At 54.7% G+C, this 20,916-nt stretch carries 18 protein-coding genes and 3 pseudogenes; 6 read left to right on the plus strand and 15 right to left on the minus strand.

The genetic code is table 11. The features are described 5' to 3' along the window. The first annotated feature begins 33 nt into the window (after window positions 1-33). Entirely contained in the window at window positions 34-843 is an 810-nt protein-coding gene (proC, locus tag NL510_RS18090) for a pyrroline-5-carboxylate reductase (protein ID WP_253378993.1), read from the plus strand. A 272-nt stretch (window positions 844-1,115) separates the two neighbouring features. Here the strand turns inward: proC and phoA are convergent, their stop codons facing one another. The 4 genes from phoA to NL510_RS18110 form a co-directional block, all read right to left on the minus strand. Next, the gene (phoA, locus tag NL510_RS18095) at window positions 1,116-2,531 is read right to left on the minus strand and encodes an alkaline phosphatase (protein ID WP_253378995.1); all 1,416 of its coding nucleotides are present in this window, start codon (window positions 2,529-2,531) and stop codon (window positions 1,116-1,118) included. Between the two features lie 97 nt (window positions 2,532-2,628). After that, complete coding sequence (gene iraP, locus NL510_RS18100; RefSeq protein WP_253378997.1) at window positions 2,629-2,889, minus strand: anti-adapter protein IraP; 261 nt, start codon at window positions 2,887-2,889, stop codon at window positions 2,629-2,631. Between the two features lie 211 nt (window positions 2,890-3,100). After that, window positions 3,101-4,315: a multidrug efflux MFS transporter gene (locus NL510_RS18105; protein ID WP_253385004.1), complete on the minus strand. Its 1,215-nt coding sequence runs from the start codon at window positions 4,313-4,315 to the stop codon at window positions 3,101-3,103. Between the two features lie 169 nt (window positions 4,316-4,484). Next, window positions 4,485-5,168, minus strand: coding sequence for an extensin-like domain-containing protein (locus tag NL510_RS18110; protein WP_253378999.1), 684 nt, complete (start codon window positions 5,166-5,168; stop codon window positions 4,485-4,487). Between the two features lie 102 nt (window positions 5,169-5,270). Here NL510_RS18110 and ddlA point away from each other — a divergent pair, with 102 nt between their 5' ends. Continuing rightward, window positions 5,271-6,371, plus strand: coding sequence for a D-alanine--D-alanine ligase (gene ddlA, locus NL510_RS18115; protein WP_253379001.1), 1,101 nt, complete (start codon window positions 5,271-5,273; stop codon window positions 6,369-6,371). On the opposite strand, the gene NL510_RS18120 is transcribed toward ddlA, so the two are convergent. Beyond that, the gene (locus NL510_RS18120; RefSeq protein ID WP_253379003.1) at window positions 6,368-6,604 is read right to left on the minus strand and encodes a DUF2754 domain-containing protein; all 237 of its coding nucleotides are present in this window, start codon (window positions 6,602-6,604) and stop codon (window positions 6,368-6,370) included. The genes ddlA and NL510_RS18120 overlap by 4 nt on opposite strands. Before the next feature lie 248 nt (window positions 6,605-6,852). Here NL510_RS18120 and NL510_RS18125 point away from each other — a divergent pair, with 248 nt between their 5' ends. Further along, the gene (locus NL510_RS18125; protein WP_253379005.1) at window positions 6,853-7,155 is read left to right on the plus strand and encodes a DUF2755 family protein; all 303 of its coding nucleotides are present in this window, start codon (window positions 6,853-6,855) and stop codon (window positions 7,153-7,155) included. Here the strand turns inward: NL510_RS18125 and NL510_RS18130 are convergent. Both NL510_RS18130 and sbmA read right to left on the minus strand, forming a co-directional pair. After that, the gene (locus NL510_RS18130) at window positions 7,152-8,249 is read right to left on the minus strand and encodes a DUF1615 domain-containing protein (RefSeq protein ID WP_253379007.1); all 1,098 of its coding nucleotides are present in this window, start codon (window positions 8,247-8,249) and stop codon (window positions 7,152-7,154) included. The two genes, NL510_RS18125 and NL510_RS18130, sit on opposite strands and share 4 nt — an antisense overlap. Before the next feature lie 14 nt (window positions 8,250-8,263). Continuing rightward, window positions 8,264-9,484, minus strand: coding sequence for a peptide antibiotic transporter SbmA (sbmA, locus tag NL510_RS18135; protein ID WP_253379010.1), 1,221 nt, complete (start codon window positions 9,482-9,484; stop codon window positions 8,264-8,266). A 594-nt stretch (window positions 9,485-10,078) separates the two neighbouring features. Between sbmA and ampH the strand changes: the two genes are divergently transcribed. Continuing rightward, a complete protein-coding gene (gene ampH, locus NL510_RS18140) occupies window positions 10,079-11,239 on the plus strand; it encodes a D-alanyl-D-alanine-carboxypeptidase/endopeptidase AmpH (protein ID WP_253379012.1) in 1,161 nt (386 codons plus the stop codon). A gap of 2 nt (window positions 11,240-11,241) precedes the next feature. Here the strand turns inward: ampH and NL510_RS18145 are convergent. Both NL510_RS18145 and NL510_RS18150 read right to left on the minus strand, forming a co-directional pair. Continuing rightward, window positions 11,242-11,853 (minus strand): annotated as a pseudogene (locus NL510_RS18145) (helix-turn-helix domain-containing protein). 162 nt (window positions 11,854-12,015) lie between these two features. After that, window positions 12,016-13,100 (minus strand): annotated as a pseudogene (locus NL510_RS18150) (autotransporter YaiT-related protein); the annotation flags it as partial. Window positions 13,101-13,536: 436 nt separating this feature from the next. Between NL510_RS18150 and hemB the strand changes: the two are divergent. Both hemB and NL510_RS18160 read left to right on the plus strand, forming a co-directional pair. Then, window positions 13,537-14,511, plus strand: a complete 975-nt coding sequence (gene hemB / locus NL510_RS18155) for a porphobilinogen synthase (RefSeq protein ID WP_253379014.1) — start codon at window positions 13,537-13,539, stop codon at window positions 14,509-14,511. A gap of 118 nt (window positions 14,512-14,629) precedes the next feature. After that, window positions 14,630-14,980: pseudogene (locus NL510_RS18160) on the plus strand (GNAT family N-acetyltransferase); the annotation flags it as partial. Between the two features lie 39 nt (window positions 14,981-15,019). On the opposite strand, the gene tauD reads toward NL510_RS18160, so the two are convergent. The 6 genes from tauD to mmuP form a co-directional block, all read right to left on the minus strand. After that, window positions 15,020-15,883, minus strand: coding sequence for a taurine dioxygenase (gene tauD / locus NL510_RS18165; protein ID WP_253379018.1), 864 nt, complete (start codon window positions 15,881-15,883; stop codon window positions 15,020-15,022). Continuing rightward, window positions 15,880-16,707, minus strand: a complete 828-nt coding sequence (tauC, locus tag NL510_RS18170) for a taurine ABC transporter permease TauC (protein WP_253379020.1) — start codon at window positions 16,705-16,707, stop codon at window positions 15,880-15,882. The genes tauD and tauC overlap by 4 nt, the downstream gene beginning before the upstream one ends. Continuing rightward, complete coding sequence (tauB, locus tag NL510_RS18175; RefSeq protein ID WP_253379022.1) at window positions 16,704-17,471, minus strand: taurine ABC transporter ATP-binding subunit; 768 nt, start codon at window positions 17,469-17,471, stop codon at window positions 16,704-16,706. The genes tauC and tauB overlap by 4 nt, the downstream gene beginning before the upstream one ends. A 10-nt stretch (window positions 17,472-17,481) precedes the next feature. Next, on the minus strand, window positions 17,482-18,444 hold the full coding sequence (gene tauA, locus NL510_RS18180) for a taurine ABC transporter substrate-binding protein (protein ID WP_253379024.1): 963 nt from the start codon (window positions 18,442-18,444) through the stop codon (window positions 17,482-17,484). Between the two features lie 146 nt (window positions 18,445-18,590). Beyond that, window positions 18,591-19,523 carry a homocysteine S-methyltransferase gene (mmuM, locus tag NL510_RS18185; RefSeq protein WP_253379028.1) on the minus strand — a complete coding sequence of 311 codons (933 nt, stop codon included), beginning with the start codon at window positions 19,521-19,523 and terminating at the stop codon, window positions 18,591-18,593. Further along, window positions 19,510-20,910 carry an S-methylmethionine permease gene (mmuP, locus tag NL510_RS18190; RefSeq protein ID WP_253379030.1) on the minus strand — a complete coding sequence of 467 codons (1,401 nt, stop codon included), beginning with the start codon at window positions 20,908-20,910 and terminating at the stop codon, window positions 19,510-19,512. The genes mmuM and mmuP overlap by 14 nt, the downstream gene beginning before the upstream one ends. Window positions 20,911-20,916 lie beyond the last annotated feature (6 nt).

Below are 20,916 nucleotides of genomic sequence, written 5' to 3' on the forward strand. Positions count from 1 at the left end.
AGAGACAACAACGCATGATAACGGAGAGACGTGATGGACAAAAAAATCGGGTTTATCGGCTGCGGTAATATGGGCAAGGCGATTCTTGGCGGCCTGATTGCCAGCGGACAGGTCCTGCCGGGACAGATTTGGGTCTATACCCCATCACCGAATAACGTCGCCGCGTTACGCGACCATTACGGCATAAATGCTGCCGAGAGCGCGCAAGACGTTGCTCAGGTCGCCGATATCGTCTTCGGTGCCGTTAAACCTAACATCATGGTCAAAGTGCTGAGCGATATCACCTCCAGCCTGAACAATGAAACGCTGGTGGTCTCGATTGCCGCAGGCGTTACCCTCGATCAGTTGGCTCGTGCCCTGGGTCATGACCGTAAAATTGTGCGGGCGATGCCCAATACCCCTTCCCTGGTCAACGCGGGTATGACTTCCGTCACCCCGAATGCGCTGGTCACTCCGGAAGACGTGGCGGATGTACTGAACATTTTCCGCTGTTTCGGTGAGGCGGAAGTCATTGCCGAATCCATGATCCATCCGGTTGTCGGGGTGAGCGGCTCCGCGCCTGCGTATGTCTTTATGTTTATCGAAGCGATGGCAGACGCGGCTGTACTTGGCGGCATGCCACGCGCGCAGGCCTATAAATTTGCAGCACAGGCCGTGATGGGCTCAGCCAAAATGGTACTGGAGACCGGCAAGCATCCGGGCGAGTTGAAAGATATGGTGTGCTCGCCTGGTGGCACCACCATTGAAGCCGTGCGTGTGCTGGAGGAGCGGGGATTCCGCGCTGCCGTCATTGAAGCGATGGCAAAATGCATGGAAAAATCAGAGGCGCTGAGTAAAGCCTGATATCACCCACCGGGCGTCAGGCAGCTACTTTGGGGCGGCCTCGTCCGGTATTTTGGCTTTATACAGGGCGATATCTGTCGCGTTGAGCCACTCCCGGTCATCAGCTAAGAGCGCCCTTCGAAGCGATGGTGTTGCTGCTACGTCTCCCGGTAATGTATGAAATGTCGGATGAGTTTTTTCATTGCGCCATCCTTAAAGTGAAGTTCCACCATAAGTCTGGTTCGTGGCGCAAAAAACCACCCGGCGCTTATGATTAACGCCGGGCGTTGCATTTATTTCAGGCCCAGAGCCGCTTTCATGGTGTAGAACAGATCCGTTTGATCGGTTAGCCCTACCACGTTAGCCGCATGCGGGCCATAGGCGGCAATGCGCAGTTGAGTGCCGGTATGCTCCATGGACTCTTCTTCAGAGTTGCCATAGCTCATGACCATCACCGCGCCATCTTTTGTGTTCAGCGCCTGAGTCAGGCCAGGTGCTTTGGCGTCTGGCGGGATAATCTGGCTGGCGTGCGCATGGTCAGCGGTGACCACCACCAGGGTGTTGCCGTCTTTTTTGGCAAACGCCAGCGCTTTCTGCACCGCTTCGTCCAGATCGACCGTTTCACCAATCTGGCCGCACGGATTGGCCGCATGATCCTGCTTATCGATTGACGCGCCCTCTACCTGCAGGAAGAAGCCTTTGTCGTTCTTGCTCAACAGAGAAATCGCTTTATCGGTCATTGCCGCCAGCGTCGGTACGCTGTCGTTACGTTTCGGGTTGGCCGTACAGGTCACCACTGGCTTATCAACATTACCATGGTAAGAGGCTTTTGGCCCTTCCCAGCGCACGGGCATATTACCGTCAGAGAAAAGCCCCAACAGTGGCTTATCCTGGTTCGCATCGGTGATGGCGGCCAAAGACGTTGCATCGTTGACCATCTGATAACCGCGAGCCTGGGCCTGCTCACGCAGTGTTTTGCCCTGCCATTCGCCAGCTGTCGCCGTTTCAGCGAAGGTTTTCGCTCCACCACCCAGCGTCACGTCGGCGCGGGCATTCAACATTTGCTCGGTAATCGACCCCTTACCGCCCTTCTCCAGCGCATTCGTTGGGCATTTTTCGCTGGTCACGGACGGGCCATAGCATTTACGCGAGGTGACATGGGCGAACAGAGCGGCTGGCGTGGCATCCTGAAGCTCAGCAGTAGAGACGTTGCCGGTTGCCAGGCCAGCCGCTTTTGCCATCTCCAGAATGGTTTGATGATCTTTTTCGTGGATATCGACCCCCAGCGCACCGTTATAGGTTTTCACGCCAGTGGACCACGCCGTGGCAGACGCGGCTGAATCGGTGACGTAATCTGGTTTGCCGGTTTTTTTATCCAGTGCGTAATGGGTATATTGTCCGGTCAGAGGCAACGCATCGATACCTTTAAAATAACCGCCTGCGCCTTCAGCATAATTTCGTGCCGCCGTGATTTCGGAATCCCCCATACCATCACCTATAAGCAGAATGATATTTTTGGCGGGCTTCTCATTCAACGATGCGCGAATGGCAGCGGTCTGATCTTCTGACAAACGGCGGGCGCCACCAGGTTGGGTGATATCGCCTTTTGCCGCGCGGTTATCCAGCACGCTGGTATTATTGGTCTCAGCATGAATAACCGGAGTAAATAACAGGGGAAGTAATGCGATGAAAAGTGCGCTCTGTTTCAATTTATTTCTCCATGTACAAATACATAAAATTTAAACAGAGCGACTATAGGCATCCTGCATGACAAAACTATGACACGTCATGATATTCAGTGACGGTTTAGCTGCGCGGATGCCTTAAGAGCTTCTTTACGTATTGGTTGAGCATTTCAGCATCCTGAACCGGTACCAGTGAATCAGGCCTGGCGCTGTCCAGTGCACCTTCGACACTTTCAATCAGTGCCTGCTGATCGCTTTTCGCCATATGTCGTAGCAGCGCGGTGACGACGATTTCCAGCGCTTCGACCTGGGCGACCAGCTCTTTGGACTCTTCTTCCTTTTGTGCAAGCTTAACCAGCAACTCAGCAATGAGATTTTTCATCGTGCTATTTCCTTATGTGGATTTTCCTGAAATTAGCATTCTCAATCAATAATGCAAAGAGGAGAAAAGTATTATCTTATGCAAAAGTGATGTTGCTGCCAGAATAGATATCTGCGTCGGCTAGCGAAACGTTTTTCTATAAATAAACAGCCGCATTTTGTGATATAAAAATGCGACCGCCATAAGAATATATTATGTATGACTTACGGATTCAGCGGGTGCCTTTCGCCTCGGCTATTTGACGGCGACGACGCAGCGCCAGGGCCAGTTGAATAATATTAAGCAACACCACTACCGCCGTGGCAGCAAATACCCAACGAAAACCCGCCATAGCCGAAACAGAAGCGCCAATAAGCGGACCGGCAACATTACCCAGATACATAAACGACTGGTTGTAGCCGAAAATACGTCCTGTCACCCGATCGCTGGAATATTTAACCAGCAGGGTTTGTACCGCAGGCAACATTGCGCCATCGGCAAACCCAAGCAGGAAACGCAGGACACCAAGCTGAAGCGGAGAGGTCACAAACGACATCGCAAAAAAGAGCACTACCGCAAAAATCAGCGTCGCCATCAGGATCCGCGCCGTACCTATCCGGTCCCCCAGTTTTCCCAGACGTGGCGCAGAGATCAACGCCGATACGCCCGGCACTGCCGCAATCATCCCGGCAAGGAAAGCAATATTATTGCTCTCTGGCGCCATTGATTTAATAAACAGCGCCAGGATGGGGCCGACCGAGCCATTACAGAGTTGAATGACCAAGGTTGTCACAAACAGGCTGATCATCAGGCCTGGATAAGGTAACGAGGCAAAAACCGCTTTACCGCTCAGGCGTTCAGCTTTGTTGACGACGCGACGCCCTCCCTCTTTAATCAGAAAAAGGGTGACCAGAAAACTGACCACCAGCAGAATAGCGGTAATGATAAACACCGCGCGCAGGCCCACGTGGTCAGCCAGGAACCCGCCCAGCAGCGGACCGCCGATGACCCCGCTTATCTGAGCCGTGGATAGCGTGCTTAGCGCCCAGCCGCTACGCTCGCGGGGTACCTGCGAGGCGACAAGCGCCATGGCGTTGGGAATATACCCGGATGTTAGCCCCATGATTGCACGCAAGATAAACAGTTGCCAGACGTTGGTGGCGAAGGCCTGCAGGAAAATGGCTATCGCCATCCCAAGCGATGCACGTAAGAGCATGAGCTTGCGCCCTTTACGATCCGCCAGACTGCCCCACATCGGCGAGACAATGGCCGACACCAAAAACGTCACGCTGAACGTCAAACCAGACCACATCGAGAGGGCTTCATGGGAGGTGACGCCCAGTTGCGATACGTACAGCGGCAAAAAGGGCAATATCTGGCTGATGGCCAGTCCGGTGAAAAAACAGCCGAACCAGACCGAGATGAGGTTAACTTTCCAGGATTCCATAACAGAGATAGTCTTCATTTTTAGGCGAATTCGCCGACAGATTAGCAAGTTACCTGCCCCCACGTAGCGCCAGAGATGCAAACTTACCGACTTTGGTGTTTTATGTTATCAGTCATCATATTTGTAATACATATCACAAATTATCCAGTTTCTGGTGGAAGATTATGCTTCAACGGCAGAGGCCGTATCCACGCATGCCAAAATGAAAGTGGTTTGCATGCGCCGCGTTATAGTCTGGTCCCAGACCATTGCCATAGTAGCCGCAGCTTGCCGCCAGCATCGCCTTAAGCCACGGCTGTGTTTTTTCCGACCGCCAGCCATTAAGGACGGTGATCCGTTGGCCGTTCGCCAGGCGAAACGCACTGATATCCAGCGCCTCTGCCGTCGCATGCTCGCTACGTCGCGCATCCGGGCGATGGTAAATATTTCGGCAGGCAAAGCTCCCCAGGTGCTCAATGCGCGTCAATTCGCTTCCCAGATACCCCCTGGTGAGCGGCCGGGCCTGATGGCTGACATACAGTGCAGAGCTTAACGCCAGCGGGCAACTGGCAAGAAAGCTGCTGTTCAGACTCACCGGGCCGAAGTCACGCACCCGAACCACATCGTTGAGTGGGCATTCACCGCGACTGTCGGCGACCGGCTGCGTGCGGATAAGCCGCCTTTGATTTGCCTGCGATAACAGCGCCTCGCACTCCTGTGGCGTTAAACGTCGAAGCTTAAATTGGGTGATTTTACCGGGTGGGTCGTCAAGCGTGAGCGGAACAAACGGGTTGTAATGAGACGGCAGCCAGCGGTAACCCACGGTTGCGATTGCCACGATGATGACAACTGTCAGCAGACTTTTTCCTTTCACGCTCCCCCCTTTGCATCCCTAAAACATTATGGCAGAAGGCCGCGAAACCCGCAGGGCATCGTGGTATGTTATTGGCTTTTCGTCAGACTGGAAGAGAGTGAGATGGCAAAGCAGCGCGTAGGTATTGTCTTTGGGGGAAAATCAGCGGAGCACGAGGTTTCATTGCAATCGGCTAAAAATATTGTCGATGCTATTGATAAAAATCGTTTCGAGGTGCTGCTGCTGGGCATCGATAAGCAGGGCCTATGGCACGTTAGCGATGCCAGCCAATATCTGTTAAATGCCGACGATCCGGCGCGTATCGCTCTCAATCCTTCAGACATGCGTGTCGCCTCCGTACCCGGTGTTTTTCAGGGGCAGTTTATCGACGCCGGTAATGCTCAGGCAGTGGCACAGATAGACGTTATTTTCCCCATCGTGCATGGCACCCTGGGCGAGGACGGATCGTTACAAGGCATGCTGCGCATGGCTAACCTGCCGTTCGTCGGCTCTGATGTGCTCGGCTCTGCAGCCTGTATGGATAAAGACGTCACCAAACGCCTGCTGCGCGATGCCGGGCTGAATATTGCCCCCTTTGTGACCCTCACCCGCGCCAGTCGCGATAAGCATAGTTTTGCGAACATTGCGGCTCAGTTGGGTCTTCCGCTGTTTGTGAAGCCCGCTAATCAGGGCTCTTCCGTAGGTGTGAGTAAAGTCACCAGCGAAGCGCAGTTCACCGAAGCCGTGCGTCTGGCGTTCGAATTTGACCATAAAGTAGTGGTTGAACAGGGGATCAACGGCCGCGAAATAGAGTGTGCGATACTGGGCAACGATTTCCCCCAGGCCAGCATCTGCGGCGAAGTGGTGTTAAACAGTGATTTCTACTCTTACGACACTAAATACATTGATGATAAAGGGGCACAGGTGGTGGTGCCTGCCGTTATCGATCCAGCTACCCACGACAAGATCAGGGCGATCGCCGTTGAGGCTTATCAGGCGCTTGGCTGTAGCGGAATGGCGCGCGTTGATGTGTTCCTCACGCCGGAAAACGACGTGGTTATCAACGAAATTAACACCCTGCCGGGCTTTACCAACATCAGCATGTACCCGAAACTGTGGCAGGCAAGCGGTATAGATTATCCCGAGCTTATCACCCGCCTGATTGAACTCGCGCTGGAGCGTCATGCTGCCGACAGCGCGCTTAAAAGTTCAGTAACCGGTTAATCAGCGTTCTTCGCCGTCCGGGTTTTATCCGCTGGTGCCTCTTCGGGGCGACGGCGGATAATCAAGCCTGCCAGCCAAAAGCTGATGATCCAGGTGACCAGCCCAACGGCATAGGTTTGCCAGCCTTTAGCCTCGAACCCCAACAATCCCACCACGCCGTTGAGAATAAAAATCAGCCCGATAGCAAAGGCGTAATAATGCCAGTCACGGCGTAGTTTGGGCGTGAGCTTCATGGCAACTCCGACAGAGAAAAAACACATCCTCTCACAGTTTTAAGGCCAGGTCTGTGGCTGGTGCGGAAATTCTGAAATGCGACACAGTTTCACTTAAGTCATCAATTTGTGATGTGCTGCAGAATTCAGCACTTCCGGACAATTCCTGCACCGAAATTACCACGATTCTGATATTGACAAATGATATGACCTGTCACACTCACACTGTACGGCATGAATTAAACAGAGTGAAATTTCTGGAGGTCTTTATGGCTGACTTTACACTGTCGAAACCGATTTTTGGCGGCAAACAACCAAAAACCTCTACGGCGGGTAATATCGCCTATGCCCTGTTTGTCTTATTCTGTTTCTGGGCAGGCTCGCAATTGCTTAACATGCTGGTCCATGCGCCCGGCGTTTACGAACATCTGATGCAGGTTCAGGACAACGGACGCCCGCGGGTAGAGATTGGCTTTGGGGTGAGTACCCTGTTTGGCCTTATTCCCTTTCTCGCAGGCTGTATGATCCTGGGCGTTGTCGGCTTAGTTCTGCGCTGGCGTCGTCGTCACTAGCGCCCCATACAGCGAGCCCGGCGATCTTCTACGCGTTTCGCGAACCACGCGGTGGTCAGATTACGCGTGATCTTCGGGCTTTCCAGCTGGATCCCCGGCAGGATGGCCCTCGGCAGTGCTTTCCCGGTTTTCTCTTCTGCCAGCGCAAAGACTTTTTGATACAGTTCAGTTTTTTCAAACGTCAGGCTGTCGCCTTTCTCGAGCTGGCGACGTATTGCGCTGTCGCTCATGCCGAGCGTTGATGATAATTTTCGGACCGCCAGTTCGGTGGTTCCCGCAGCGCTGCTGCCATACGCAATAAGATCGCCATCCAGCGCCAGCTTGACGCCGCTTGCACGGCTGACGGCATGCTGGAAAGCCGCGTTACGGCTCGCATACCAGCCTGCATTAAAGTCCGCAAAACGGTACAGCGGCTCGCTGTAGTTCACCGGGTAGTTCAAAAGATGGTAGGTACCGAACCATAATCCGCCCCGCAGCGAGAAGACCTCCTGGCGCACCGTCCCTTCGATGTCCCACGGGTAGCCGTCGGTATGTTTCTCGGCAAAGGCAATACTCACCTGCATCGGCCCGCCGGTGTGAACCGGGTTGAGCGAGCCAAACAGTTTTTGCCCCATCGGCACCATACTGATCAAATCATCAAAGATGGCGCTCAGCTGTTTCTCGGTTTTCACCGTATCCAGCCGTTCACTGTAGCTTTTGCCGTTGGGTGAGCTAATTTTGAGTGCGGTATGCACCAGGAAGAGCGGGATATGCAACGATTGCGCACGGCGGTCGATCTCCTTCCAGGCAATTTTGTTCAGACCCGGCACTGTCGGATCTGACTGGTACATCGACTCCTGTTGCGCCACCGCCAGCACCGAGCAGATATTCTCCTCGGTGGGGGCAATCTTCTGGCTTTCAAAAGTTTTGGCTAATGCATCCGCCCACGCATTGCGATCCTTCACGGTCGCGGGCATTTTTTGCCGCACAACGCTCGCTACATCCACCGCTTTTTCCCCCTCTTTGAGCGGGGTGGCCCCTTTTTCAGCACAGCCCGCCAGCACAAGGGCGGCGAGTAAGGACAGCGATAACGCGCGCGGTACGGCAAAAGACATGGCAACTCCCTGTATTAGCTAAAAGTATGGGTTACTTCCGACAGATCCTTATCGTCCAGTTCACGCTCAAAGCTGCGTAAACGTTTATAGATGGACATCAGTTCCACAAGCGTCGTCCACGAGCTGATCAAATACTGGAACGAGCCGCGAACCTGGCCAAAGACGTTCGTGATCTGCGTCATCAGACCCAGCGTTATCGTACCCGCAACAATGGACGGGAACAGCAGGAACAAACCGAAAACGTTATCGACCTGCAAATAAAGAATGCGCGCGATATTAAAATACATGTAGTGGAAATAGAGGCGGAAATAGTTACGACGCACGGCGCCAAACAGCTCACGTACCGTCGGTGGTGACGCACGTTCGGCATCGTCCTCACCGTAGACCAGCTCTTTACGATAAGCCGCCTCGACGCGCTGATTTTTGAATTCCAGGCCCGGCAGTTTGATTCCGACCACCGCCAGCAGCCCTGTCCCCATTAGCGACCAGACGATGGCGGCGATCACCAGCCCGTAGGGTAAATGACCAATTACAGGCAGTTCCGGTACGTGCGCGGAGAGCGTCACCAGCACCGGCAGGAAGGCAATCAACGTCATAATGGCGTTGATAAAGCTGGTGCCCATACTTTCAAGGGTCGAGGCAAAACGCATGGTATCTTCCTGCACACGCTGCGCGGCGCCCTCGATGTGGCGCAAGTGCTGCCAGTGCGCCATATAGTGTTCGTTCATCGCGGTGCGCCAGCGGAAAACGTAGTGGCTAACGAAGAAGTTATTCATCACGCCGATCACCACCGCAATCAGGGCGATACCCAGGAAAATGCCCACCTCATGGTAGAACTGATTGATGGTCACCTTATGCGGGGAACTCAACGCTGTCTGGATCAGGTCGTAGAAAGGGGCATACCACGCGTTAACCGCCACCCCCACTTCCACTAAAAACCAGGTGACGAAGATAATCAGCGACGTGCCGAGAATCGACCAGTATTGCCAGCGGTGGGGGGAATAGACAAACCAGAACAGCGCGAACAGACCAACGCAGACGATGTAGTAAGCGTAAAACAGCAGATATCTCAGCGACCAAAAACGCGCCGCGCTAATGGGGACATCGCGCGTCGCGCCGACGATGCCGGTCAGCCACGCGCCACCACCAGCCTGCCAGAAAATGACAGCGACCAGTGCCCAAAGAAATGCCGAGAGAAAAAAAGGCCCCGGCTTTGGGAAAAAAGACGTAAACATATTGCTTCCTTCTTGTTGTTATGGATGCTGCTGTATTCAACACATCACCACACGAAAAGCCGCCACGGCCACTCTTCGGACCGGGCAAAAAGCTCAGACCCGAGGGTTTATTATTAGTTCGCTTTCCCGTTTTCGAGAATTGTTTCGCTGAGTTTCACCCCGGGTGGGTTGGCCGGGGCAATAAAGCCGCGCCAGCCAGTGTTGTACTCAGCGCTTTCCCCCATTCTGCCTGCAGATAAGCCTCACTACACGCATTTCAGACATTCCCGTCCCCGTTACCTTGAGCCACGCTGCGGCATATCATAAGCCCGATTTCCCAAAATGGGAGGCGGGTTGGCAGTAATTTATGCGTATTTACTCGCAGTTACGTTTTTATCACCAGGGTTATACCCTAAATAATTCACGTTGCAGGAAGGCGGCAAGCGAGCAAATCCCCAGCAGCTTACACCAGTAAGTGACTGGGGTGAGTGAGTGCAGCCAACGCACATGCAACTTGAAGTATGACGGGTATATGCTATTCAGGGCATTGCGTCGTTCCCTTAAGTAGTATAAATACCCATATACTTTATTTATTAACTTCATGGATGCTTTTCGTTGAAACGTTGTCTGCTCTCTTTCGCTGCGCTGTGTGCGCTGAGCCTGTCCACCGCTCAGGCAGTCCAGCCGCTAACGGCCCCGGTTTTAGCTTCAGATATTGCCGATCGCTACGCAAACCTTATCTACTACGGAAGCGGCGCCACGGGAATGGCGATGGTCGTCATTGACGGTAACCAGCGCGTGTTCCGCAGTTTTGGCGAAACGCGTCCCGGCAGTAACGTGCATCCACAGCTGGATTCCGTGATCCGCGTAGCGTCTATAACCAAGCTGATGACCAGTGAAATGCTGGTCAAACTGCTCGACCAGGGAGTGGTAAAACTCAACGATCCGCTCAGTAAATATGCGCCTGCGGGCGCACGGGTTCCAACGTATCAGGGCACGCCGATCACACTGGTGAACCTTGCAACCCACACCAGCGCTCTGCCGCGCGAGCAGCCCGGCGGCGCGGCGCACCGTCCCGTTTTTGTCTGGCCGACACGCGAACAGCGCTGGAACTATCTGAGCACCGCCACACTGAAATCCGCGCCGGGATCGCAGGCGTCCTACTCCAACCTGGCGTTTGATCTACTGGCCGATGCACTGTCGACGGCCTCCGGAAAACCTTATCCGCAACTGTTTGAAGAGCAGATCACACGCCCGTTGGGCATGAAGGACACCACCTTTACGCCTTCACCGGATCAGTGCCGCCGCCTGATGGTTGCCGAGAAAGGCGCCAGCCCGTGTAATAACACCCTGGCCGCCATCGGCAGCGGCGGGGTCTATTCCACCCCGGGCGACATGATGCGCTGGATGCAGCAGTTCCTCTCTTCTGATTTCCATTCCCGCACCCACCAGGCCGACCGAATGCAGACCCTGATTTATCAGCGTAGCCAGCTGCACCGCGTGATCGGGATGGATGTCCCAGGAAAAGCCGATGCACTCGGCATGGGTTGGGTTTATATGGCGCCGAAAGAGGGTCGTCCGGGAATCATCCAAAAAACCGGCGGCGGCGGCGGGTTCATTACCTATATGGCGATGATCCCCCAGTCTAACGTAGGTGCGTTTGTGGTGGTCACCCGCTCGCCAAATACGCGTTTCGTCAATATGAGTGATGGCATCAATAACTTAGTCGCTGAACTGAGCGCCAATAAAGCACAGGTGCTCACCGCGTCCAACTAAACTTAATATTCCGTGGACAAACGGTTGATGCTGACCTGTTTGCCCCGGCTCATATTGATGTAATTATCCTGACGAAGCGCGGCCAGAATTTCTGCGACCACCGAGCGTGAAATACCCGTGCTGCGTTGAATATGATTCATTACACCAATTTTTAAGCGCAGCGTATCGTCCCACTCGGCCATATTCAGCAGCATGGCGCGAATTTGCGCGTAGGAATTATTGCCCACCAGCTGCATATCTCGTTTCTCAAGGATATGATTTATCCAGGAGAGCCAGCAAAAAGCTTCATGCCAAAGCGAGCCCTGTTGAATGAGTTAGCGGGTGGTTGCGGCGGCTAGATAAAAACCTGTGCAGGGCGTTTGTGCAACCATTATATATTCCTGACAAGTATTCAGCATTCCTGCATTTAATCCCAATATAAATGGGGCTGTGGCTATACCAATTAGCAGCTCATCAGACTGGCGATAGATATCAATACTTCCGGTTTGTATCACAAACGTGTGAGGTTCATTTGGGATTTTTTGCTGTGAAGCACTTGTAAATGGCGTACTGGCGGACCTGAGACACTGTTCGAGCCGGCTTAATTCAGAAAGTGGTTTCGCATTAACGTTCATGCACACCTCAAGTCATCTGTCTCTGTCGGTTCTGTCTATCTTGATCGATGTTTGTAAAAAACGGGGATAGTGCACCCCCGTTGTTTATCTTTTACCAGGTATATTTCACACCCAGATTTACGCCCCAGTTTTGTTCAACGTCACCGTTTACCGCCAGATGGCCGTCAGCGTGGCAAGGCTGCCGCTATCGAGTATCAGGCTGTCGGTTGCCACCGCCCCGCTATCCCCGATGTTCAGCGAGGATGCGCGGGTTAAGGTAATAGTGTCCGATAGCAGGCTTGAGTCTTCAACATTAACCTGAGAATGACCGTTCACAGTCAGGGTATCGATACTGGAAGTCTTGCGCGTATCCCATTCAGAGCCATCGTTCAGCGTTACCGTGAATAATCCACTCTGGTAGACATCTTCGCCCGCCACCATCCAGCTTATCGGTACCGTCCCAGCCGTTAGTGGTTGGATTATACACGCCGTCATCGGTGGTATCGGTTGCAGGATCGCTATTAACATAGAAGTTGTTATCGAAGGTGCTGGCGAAGAGAATGTCGTCGGTAATAGTCGCGTTGTCGAACGTGGCGGTCGTTTGCATGGCGTTCTCAAAGGCGCTTGTCCCGAGATCGCGATACGCACCTGAAGTCAGAACCGAGTCTTTCACCACCAGCGTGTCGGTAAATACATTGCTGCTGTTGGCAACCCCTTCTACATCATCATAAGGGGTATATCCCGCTCCTGCGTTCACTGGCTTAGGGTAATACCCGCAATGTGTGAGTTATTCTGTATAACGATATCGGATTCAACATCAAGCGTGATGGCATTGCCCAGATTATAGGTATCCTGGTAATGGGTTTCGGTCGTGTACCCATTCACAACATCATAAGCATAATGCTCGTAGGTATCCTTATGGTGGTGTTATCAATCGTCAGGCTAAATCGATCGTACTGAGTACCGTCGTTTTCGCTGCAGGTGGAATCCATGCACCCTGAGGTGATCATGCCATTAATTGTGCTGTTAAAGAGCGTTGATGAATTGGTTTGTCCATCCGCACAGTCGTTCAGGGTATACCATTCACCGTCGAGGCTACTCTTCCAGTCGGCATAACCATAATACCAGGGAGTAGATGCGGTATTATCATATCCGAAGGTGTTATAGGTGCTACCCGATATATCTTTCGCATTTTCCTGAGAAGCGTTAGCCAGGGCACAGGCTAATGCAAGTTGAGATACAACCCGTTTCTTTTTCCATGTTTGCATTGTGTCATCCCTCCTCAGGGACGTAAGGAAATTTGTCTATCAAATCATTTAGCAATAACTTATTACGCAGGGGATCATGCAGTTTCATTTGAAAAAGGTTCAATGAATGATTCCATTAAATCCGAATCCAGACTAATAACTAAACGCGCCACCACATTGCAATAATGAGCAAATAAAATATCAAAATCATGCAGTTAAATATGACCATGATAATACCGAATGAAGATAAGAAAATAATAAATCACTTATAATAATGCATTGAATTAAATTTCACGCTCATATCAATCTTTCTGTTTAAACATGCTGCCAGAATAAATACTGAAGATGGCATAAATGAGAGTTACCCTGTATCGCCCAAAAAGCCCACTTTCGTAAAACACCCGGGCCTGCTTTCAGGTACACTGCTCTTCTTTGTTCAACAAACGTCAGGCATATCATGACCGATTTAATTGCTCGTCCCCGTCGCCTGCGCAAGTCTCCTGCTCTGCGCGCTATGTTTGAAGAGACAACACTGACCTTAAACGATCTGGTGTTGCCGATTTTTGTCGAAGAAGAGATCGATGACTACAAAGCCATCGAAGCGATGCCGGGCGTAATGCGTATTCCGGAAAAACATCTCGTGCGTGAGATCGAACGTATTGCCAATGCGGGGATCCGCTCAGTGATGACCTTCGGGATCTCGCACCATACCGATGCCACCGGCAGCGATGCCTGGAAAGAAGACGGTCTGGTTGCGCGTATGTCGCGCATCTGCAAAGAGAGCGTGCCGGAGATGATCGTCATGTCTGACACCTGTTTCTGTGAATATACCTCTCACGGCCACTGCGGCGTGCTGTGCGATCACGGCGTGGACAACGATTCCACCCTGTTGAACCTGGGTAAACAGGCTGTGGCGGCGGCCGCTGCGGGGGCGGATTTCATCGCGCCATCTGCAGCGATGGATGGTCAGGTTCAGGCGATCCGACAGGCGCTGGACACGGCGGGCTTCACCGACACCGCCATCATGTCTTACTCCACCAAATTTGCCTCCTCCTTTTATGGCCCGTTCCGCGAAGCGGCAGGCACGGCGCTGAAAGGCGATCGTAAAACCTATCAGATGAACCCGCTGAACCGTCGCGAAGCGATTCGTGAGTCCCTGCTTGATGCAGCCCAGGGCGCAGATTGCCTGATGGTTAAACCGGCTGGCGCGTATCTGGATATTCTGCGCGACATTCGCGAGCGCACCGAGCTGCCGCTGGGGGCTTACCAGGTAAGCGGCGAGTACGCGATGATCAAATTCGCCGCCCAGGCAGGCGCGATTGACGAAGAGAAGGTGATCCTTGAAAGCCTGGGGTCTCTCAAACGCGCGGGCGCGGATCTGATCTTCAGCTATTTCGCTCTGGATCTGGCCGAGAAAAAAATTCTGCGTTAATCCTCATGGCCTTACTTGCGCCGTGAGAGAGGCATTACGCGCAATAACTTCACCGAACTGAAATACAACCGACATCTTCTCCTTCTACTGTCTGGGCAAGACGGCAGGAGGAGTTACCATGTTTAGTCTCGACAATGTTCTTGATGATCTTTGGCCTCAGGCGAGGCCCGCCCCCTGGCAAAAAAGTCTGTTAAAAAGACTGTTCTACGAACAAGAATTCCAGCAATTTGCAGCAACCCACCGCCACCTGAAGGGGCTGGATATGGTAGAACAAATTCTGGAGCACCTCGATATTCTCTGCACCGTTTCCGCCCGCGATCTCGAACAAATCCCCGAACATGGCCCGCTAATTATTATTGCCAACCACCCGACAGGCACCCTCGACGGACTGGTCCTGGTGGATTTATGTTATCTGAAGGCAAACCGCTATCAGCGGTATATTGAGGCGCATTTACAACCCTCATCCTCGCCAAAAACCGCACCGGCCACTCCCCACGCCCCTTCGGGGTCAGGATGAGGGGCTCACCGCACGGTAAAACGGTTTATCCCCCAGAATCGTCGCTCGCTGCATAATTCTGCGCTGCGGCAGGTAATCCGCATTGGCATAATGCTGCGTCACGCGATTATCCCAAATCGCCAGATCGTTCTCCTGCCAGCGCCAGCGCACCTGAAATTCCGGTTTGGTGATATGCGCAAACAGGAACCCCAGCAATGCCTCACTCTCTTTCTCGCTGACGTCCACAATGCGCGTGGTGAACCCTTCGTTTACAAACAGCGCCTGCTTGCCCGTTACCGGATGCGTTCGCACCACCGGGTGCAGCAGCGGAGGATGTTTCGCCACCGCCTCCTGCCAGCGCCGATGTTCCTCTTGCGTTTTACGGTACTTGTACTCCGGGAATGATTTCTTGAAATCATGCTCCGCTCGCAGCCCGCTCAGCAACGTCTGCAACGGCGCGGAGAGCGCTTCAAAGGCCGCGATCCCACTGGCCCACAGCGTATCCCCGCCGGTTTCCGGTAACCGCTTAGCCGCCAGAATCGCCCCGGCAGGTGGCGTGTCGATAAAGGTCACATCGGTATGCCAGTTGTCATTATCCGGCGGATTATCGTTATGAGTATCGAGGACAATAATTTCCTCCACGCCTTCCGCATGCGGATAAACGGGGTGGATGTGCAGATCGCCAAAACGCAGGGCCAGCGCGCGCTGCTGCGGCGGGGCGATCGCCTGCTCGCGCAGGAACACCACCTGATGGCGCAGCACCGCATGATACAGTTGCTCGAACTGGTTATCGCTCAGCGGGCGGCTTACGTCCAGGCCCGAAACCTGCGCGCCAATATACGGCCCCAGCGGGGTAATCGTCAGTCGTTCACTCATTGTATTTCTCCATGCCAGGGCGTCAGGCGGCGCTGTAACGCGCGCAGCCCCAGTTCTAAACCAAAGGCAATCACGGCGATCGCCGCGATCCCGGCCAGTACCACATCAGTCGCCAGAAATTCGCCCGCCGACTGCACCATAAACCCAAGCCCGCGCGTGGCCGCAATCAGTTCCGCCGCTACCAGCGTGGACCAACCCACACCGAGACCGATGCGCAGCCCGGTTAAAATTTCCGGCAGTGCGCCTGGTAAAAGAACGAACAGCAGCACCTGACCCCGGCTGGCCCCCAGCGACTGCGCCGCCCGAATACGCACCTGTTGGGCACCCTTGACACCAGCCAGCGCCGACATAGCAACGGGCGCGAATATCGCCAAATAAATCAGCAGGATTTTTGAGGTTTCACCGATGCCGAACCAAATCACCATCAGCGGCAGGTACGCCAGCGGAGGTACCGGCCGGTAAAGCTCAATCAGCGGGTCGAGAATGCCGCGCAACGTCGGACTTAACCCCATCGCGATCCCGACCGGAATGCCAATAACCACCGCCGCCAGCAGCGCCAGCAGAATACGCGCCAGGCTTGCTCCCAGATGCTGCCAAAGCGTGGCATCCATAAAGCCCTGCGGCCCGGCGATAGCAATCAGTTTTGTCAGCACCTGCCCCGGCGGGGGCAGAAACAGTGGACTGATCCACTGCCCGGCAGCTACGGCCCACCATATCGTCAGCAGTACCAGCAGCGTCCCGACGCTCAGCGTGATGTGACGAGAGAACGGCCAGCGTAATGCGAAACGCGCGCGCCGCGTTTTTTCGCTGAAAATAAGGCTCATGAGAACGCCTTCCGTTGTTCGAACACGCGGCTCAGCACGTATTCACGCTGGACAATAAACTGCGGATCGGACTTGATGCTGCGCACCGGCTCGCCCGCCACATAGCGGCGGGCGAACTCAAGCGGCAATTTCTCAAGCACCCGGCCCGGCCCCGGAGAGAGCAGTACCAGTTCGGTGGCCATAAACACCGCTTCTTCGATGTCGTGCGTGATAAGCAGCACCTGCTTGCCGGTCTCGTGCCACAGGCGCAGAAGCAGAGTTTGCATCTGCTCGCGGGTGAAGGCATCCAGCGCACCGAACGGCTCATCCAACAGCAATAGCTGCGGGTTTGCCGCCAGGGCACGAGCAATCCCGACGCGCTGACGCTGGCCGCCGGAAAGCTGCCATATAAAGCGTTTTTCAGCGCCTTCCAGCCCGACCTTTTTCAGCATCGCCCGCGCCGTTATCAGCCGTTGTTCACGGCCAACGCCCGTCAGTTGCAAACCAAAGGCGACGTTTTCCAGCACATTGCGCCAGGGAAGCAACCCTTCACTCTGGAAAACCACGCCACGCTCCGCGCCCGGGCCTTCCACCTTTTTACCTTCCAGGTGAATAGAGCCATGCTGATAAGGCACAAACCCGGCGATCAGATTCAGCAGCGTGGTTTTCCCGCATCCGGACGGCCCCAGCACCACCAGCAATTCACCGCTGTCCAGCGTCAGGTTGATCTCCTCCAGCGCGGGCTTGCCAGCGTAATCAGCAGAAAGATCGGTAATATTCAGCATTGCAGCCTCTTTATTTCACAAAGCGATCGGTAACGTACTGGCTGTAATCCTTCGCCACAGCCGGCACGTTGCCCTGCTCTTTCAGGAAGGTCGCGGTATCCACAATCGCTTTATTGACAGGGCCGGTCAGTTGTCGCACCTGCTGCGCGGGGGTCAAATAGGTATTGCCTTTTACCAGGCCCGGAACGTCCGCTTCAGGCACGCCGCTGAGGCGGGAGAGTTTCTCCAGGTTGGCAGGCTGGTTCAGCCAAGCGTCGGGGTTGCTGATATAGGGCTGCTGGGCGTCGATGGCGCTTTTCGCAAACGCTTTCACCAGCTCAGGATGTTTCTCAGCAAAGTCTTTGCGCACCACCCACACGTCGAGCGTCGGCGCCCCCCACTGGCCGACCTTTTCCGAATCGGTCAGCACGGTCCCGTCTTTTTCCAGTTCGTTCACGGCGGGGGCCCAGACGTAGGCGCCATCAATGTCGCCGCGCTGCCAGGCCGCGATTATCGCCGGTGGCTGAAGGTTGAGGATTTGAACCTGGCCCGGCTTAATGCCCCAGTGCTTGAGAGCCGCCAGCAGGCTGTAGTGGGTGGTTGAAATGAACGGCACGGCGATACGTTTGCCAATCAGATCTTCCGGCTTAATGATGTTTTTCTTCACCACCAGCGCTTCGGAATTGCCGAGCTGCGATGCCAGCAGGAAGACTTCAATCGGCACCTGCTGGCTGGCTGCCACCGCCAGCGGGCTGGAGCCGAGGTTACCAATCTGCACATCGCCAGAGGCTAATGCCCGCACAATGGCCGCGCCGCTGTCGAACTTGCGCCAGTCAACGTTTGCCCCGCTCTCTTTAGCAAAGGTGTTATCCGCCTGGGCGACTTTCGCCGGTTCCGCAGAGGTTTGATACGCGACGGTGACGTCCACCGCCTGCGCCTGGAATACCCACAGCGCCAGCGCGCTGAATAAAGTGATCCGCGATGAAATTGCCATAGTGCCTGCTCCCCGTGTTGTTATGAGAGCAGTATTTCCGGGGCGGGAATTTTGATAAAGGAATAAAAACGAATCGCTAATAACGATTCGTTTTTAGATAAAAAGCGGCAAAGGATAGTGAATTTTGTGCGATGTTTTAGGTTCTCTCAGCGCTGCGCGTTAAGCTCAGCAATATCCTTCGGCGTGGTACGGCAGCACCCGCCAATCAACTTCGCTCCCGCCTGTAGCCACTGCGGTAAATAAGCTGACAGCGTTTCGCAGGCTTCACCATGATGATGCCAGGTTTTGCTCAGCGGATCATAATGCTCGCCCGAGTTCGGGTAGACCACCAGCGGCAGCGACGTCAGGCTCTGCAGGTGTTTCAGCGCCGTAGTGGTATTTTCCAGGGCGATACAGTTTATGCCCAGTGCGACAATCTGCGGGCAGTTATCCAGTTCAGCAATCACCTCCCACAGCGGCGTCCCGTCGCTCAGATGTTCATCGTCACGCAGGGTAAATGAGAACCACGCCCGGGCGCGGGGATATTCCCTGAGCAACGCGACCAACGCTTTTATTTCGCTAAAAGAGGGCAGCGTCTCGCAGGCCAGCAGATCCGCCCCCGCATCCAGCAACGCTTCCACTCGCGGGCGGTGAAACGCGATAAACTCATCAGCGCTGCGCGCATAATCGCCGCGATATTCAGAGCCGTCCGCCAGATACGCGCCATACGGCCCGACGGAACCGGCCACCAACAGCGTGCCCGCCGCGGTATTCTCAGCCAGATACGCTTCACGCGCCTTGCGCGCCAGCTCTACGCTTTTGCCAATCAGCGCACGGGATTGCGCCTCGTCCAGCCCATGCGCGGCAAAGCCCGCAGGCGTGGCCTGATAGCTGGCGGTAATTGCCACCTGCGCGCCAGCCCGGTAATAGTCCAGATGCACGTCGCGGATAAGGTCCGGGTTTTCGACCAGCACGTTAGCAGACCAGAGGCTGTCTGCCAGGTTACACCCGCGCGCTTCAAGCTCCGTTGCCATCGCGCCATCCAGCACCACAAACGGCTGTTTTTCAAGGATCGGGCAAAGGGGATTATTCTGCGACATGTTCAGGCTCCTGCGATGTCATGTTTCGGGTCAGGTAGTACGCACCATAACACAGGGCGACAAACGGCAGCCCGCAGTAAAGGGCAATGCGCTGGCTCGGATCGAATGCCAGGCCGACACAGGCCACCAGGCAAAGGATAAAGCCCAGCACCGGCACCAGCGGATACCAGGGTGCGCGATACTGCAGGGCAGAGAGCGGCTGGCCGGACTGCAGGTGGCGGCGACGGAAAACGAAGTGCGACGCGCAGATGCTTATCCACACCGCGACGACGGCAAAACCAGAGATGGCCGACAGGGCGACAAACACCGTATCTGGCGCGAAAACGCTTGAGAATAGCGCCAGCACGCCGCCGAGCATCGAAACGGAGAGCGCCGTCAGCGGTACGCCGTTTTTATTGACGCGAGCAAAGCAGCGCGGCAGCGTTTTCTCTCTGGAGAGAGACCACAGCATGCGCCCGGAGGCGTACAGCCCGGAGTTCGCCGCAGACAGGATCGCCGTCAGGATCACGACGTTAAAGATGTCGGCAGCATAGGGGATCCCGACTTTCTCGAACACCAGCACGAACGGACTCTTTTCCACCCCGGCCTGCTGCATCGGGATCAGCGCCGCCAGCACAAACACGGTGCCGATGAAAAAGACAACCAAACGCGCAATTGTCGTACGGATGGCCACCGGAATGACCTTGCGCGGGTTTTCGGTTTCACCCGCCGCAATGCCGATAAGCTCCGTCCCGGAGAAGGCAAAGTTCACCGCTACCATGGTCATCAGGATCGGCAGGCCACCGTGCGGGAACCAGCCCTCCGCCGTAATATTCGCCAGTCCCGGCGCGGGGGAACCATCCTGCATAGGGATGAAGCCAAAGATCGCCGCACCGCCAAGGATAATAAAGGCGATGATGGTAATGACCTTGACCAGCGAAAACCAAAATTCGCCCTCGGCAAAGAAGCGGGTCGAGATGACGTTAAGGCCGAAAATTACCGCGCAGAACAGCACGCACCATGTCCACACGGGCACCTGCGGGAACCAGTACTGCATACAGAACCCGGCGGCGGTAAAGCTCGACCCGAGCGCGACCGTCCAGGTAAGCCAGTAGAGCCACGCCACGGTATACCCTGTGGCCGGGCCGAGATAGCGGGTGGCGTAGACATGAAACGCGCCGGTTTCCGGCATCGCCACGGAAAGTTCGCCCAGGCACTGCATCACCAGCCAGACGACCAGCGCACCAATCAGATACGCCAGCAGCGTGCCCGCCGCCCCGGTCGTTGAAATAATGTATCCGGTATTGAAAAATAACCCTGTACCAATGACCCCACCCAGCGAGAGCATAATCAGATGGCGAGTTTTCATGGTGCGCTTAAGCGGTCCATTTTGGTGTTCTGTTTGCATATTACC

It is taken from the genome of unidentified bacterial endosymbiont (assembly GCF_918797525.1).
In the GTDB taxonomy this organism is placed as follows: Bacteria; Pseudomonadota; Gammaproteobacteria; order Enterobacterales; family Enterobacteriaceae; genus Enterobacter.

What these genes read in the sequence shown, in the direction of transcription:
- NL510_RS18105 (WP_253385004.1), bottom strand. Translation starts at nt 4,315, where the DNA reads ATGGAATCCTGGAAAGTTAACCTCATCTCGGTCTGGTTCGGCTGTTTT.
- hemB (WP_253379014.1), top strand. Translation starts at nt 13,537, where the DNA reads ATGACCGATTTAATTGCTCGTCCCCGTCGCCTGCGCAAGTCTCCTGCT.
- mmuP (WP_253379030.1), bottom strand. Translation starts at nt 20,910, where the DNA reads ATGCAAACAGAACACCAAAATGGACCGCTTAAGCGCACCATGAAAACT.
- NL510_RS18125 (WP_253379005.1), top strand. Translation starts at nt 6,853, where the DNA reads ATGGCTGACTTTACACTGTCGAAACCGATTTTTGGCGGCAAACAACCA.
- iraP (WP_253378997.1), bottom strand. Translation starts at nt 2,889, where the DNA reads ATGAAAAATCTCATTGCTGAGTTGCTGGTTAAGCTTGCACAAAAGGAA.
- tauC (WP_253379020.1), bottom strand. Translation starts at nt 16,707, where the DNA reads ATGAGCCTTATTTTCAGCGAAAAAACGCGGCGCGCGCGTTTCGCATTA.
- NL510_RS18120 (WP_253379003.1), bottom strand. Translation starts at nt 6,604, where the DNA reads ATGAAGCTCACGCCCAAACTACGCCGTGACTGGCATTATTACGCCTTT.
- proC (WP_253378993.1), top strand. Translation starts at nt 34, where the DNA reads ATGGACAAAAAAATCGGGTTTATCGGCTGCGGTAATATGGGCAAGGCG.
- tauB (WP_253379022.1), bottom strand. Translation starts at nt 17,471, where the DNA reads ATGCTGAATATTACCGATCTTTCTGCTGATTACGCTGGCAAGCCCGCG.
- NL510_RS18130 (WP_253379007.1), bottom strand. Translation starts at nt 8,249, where the DNA reads ATGTCTTTTGCCGTACCGCGCGCGTTATCGCTGTCCTTACTCGCCGCC.
- mmuM (WP_253379028.1), bottom strand. Translation starts at nt 19,523, where the DNA reads ATGTCGCAGAATAATCCCCTTTGCCCGATCCTTGAAAAACAGCCGTTT.
- tauA (WP_253379024.1), bottom strand. Translation starts at nt 18,444, where the DNA reads ATGGCAATTTCATCGCGGATCACTTTATTCAGCGCGCTGGCGCTGTGG.
- ddlA (WP_253379001.1), top strand. Translation starts at nt 5,271, where the DNA reads ATGGCAAAGCAGCGCGTAGGTATTGTCTTTGGGGGAAAATCAGCGGAG.
- tauD (WP_253379018.1), bottom strand. Translation starts at nt 15,883, where the DNA reads ATGAGTGAACGACTGACGATTACCCCGCTGGGGCCGTATATTGGCGCG.
- sbmA (WP_253379010.1), bottom strand. Translation starts at nt 9,484, where the DNA reads ATGTTTACGTCTTTTTTCCCAAAGCCGGGGCCTTTTTTTCTCTCGGCA.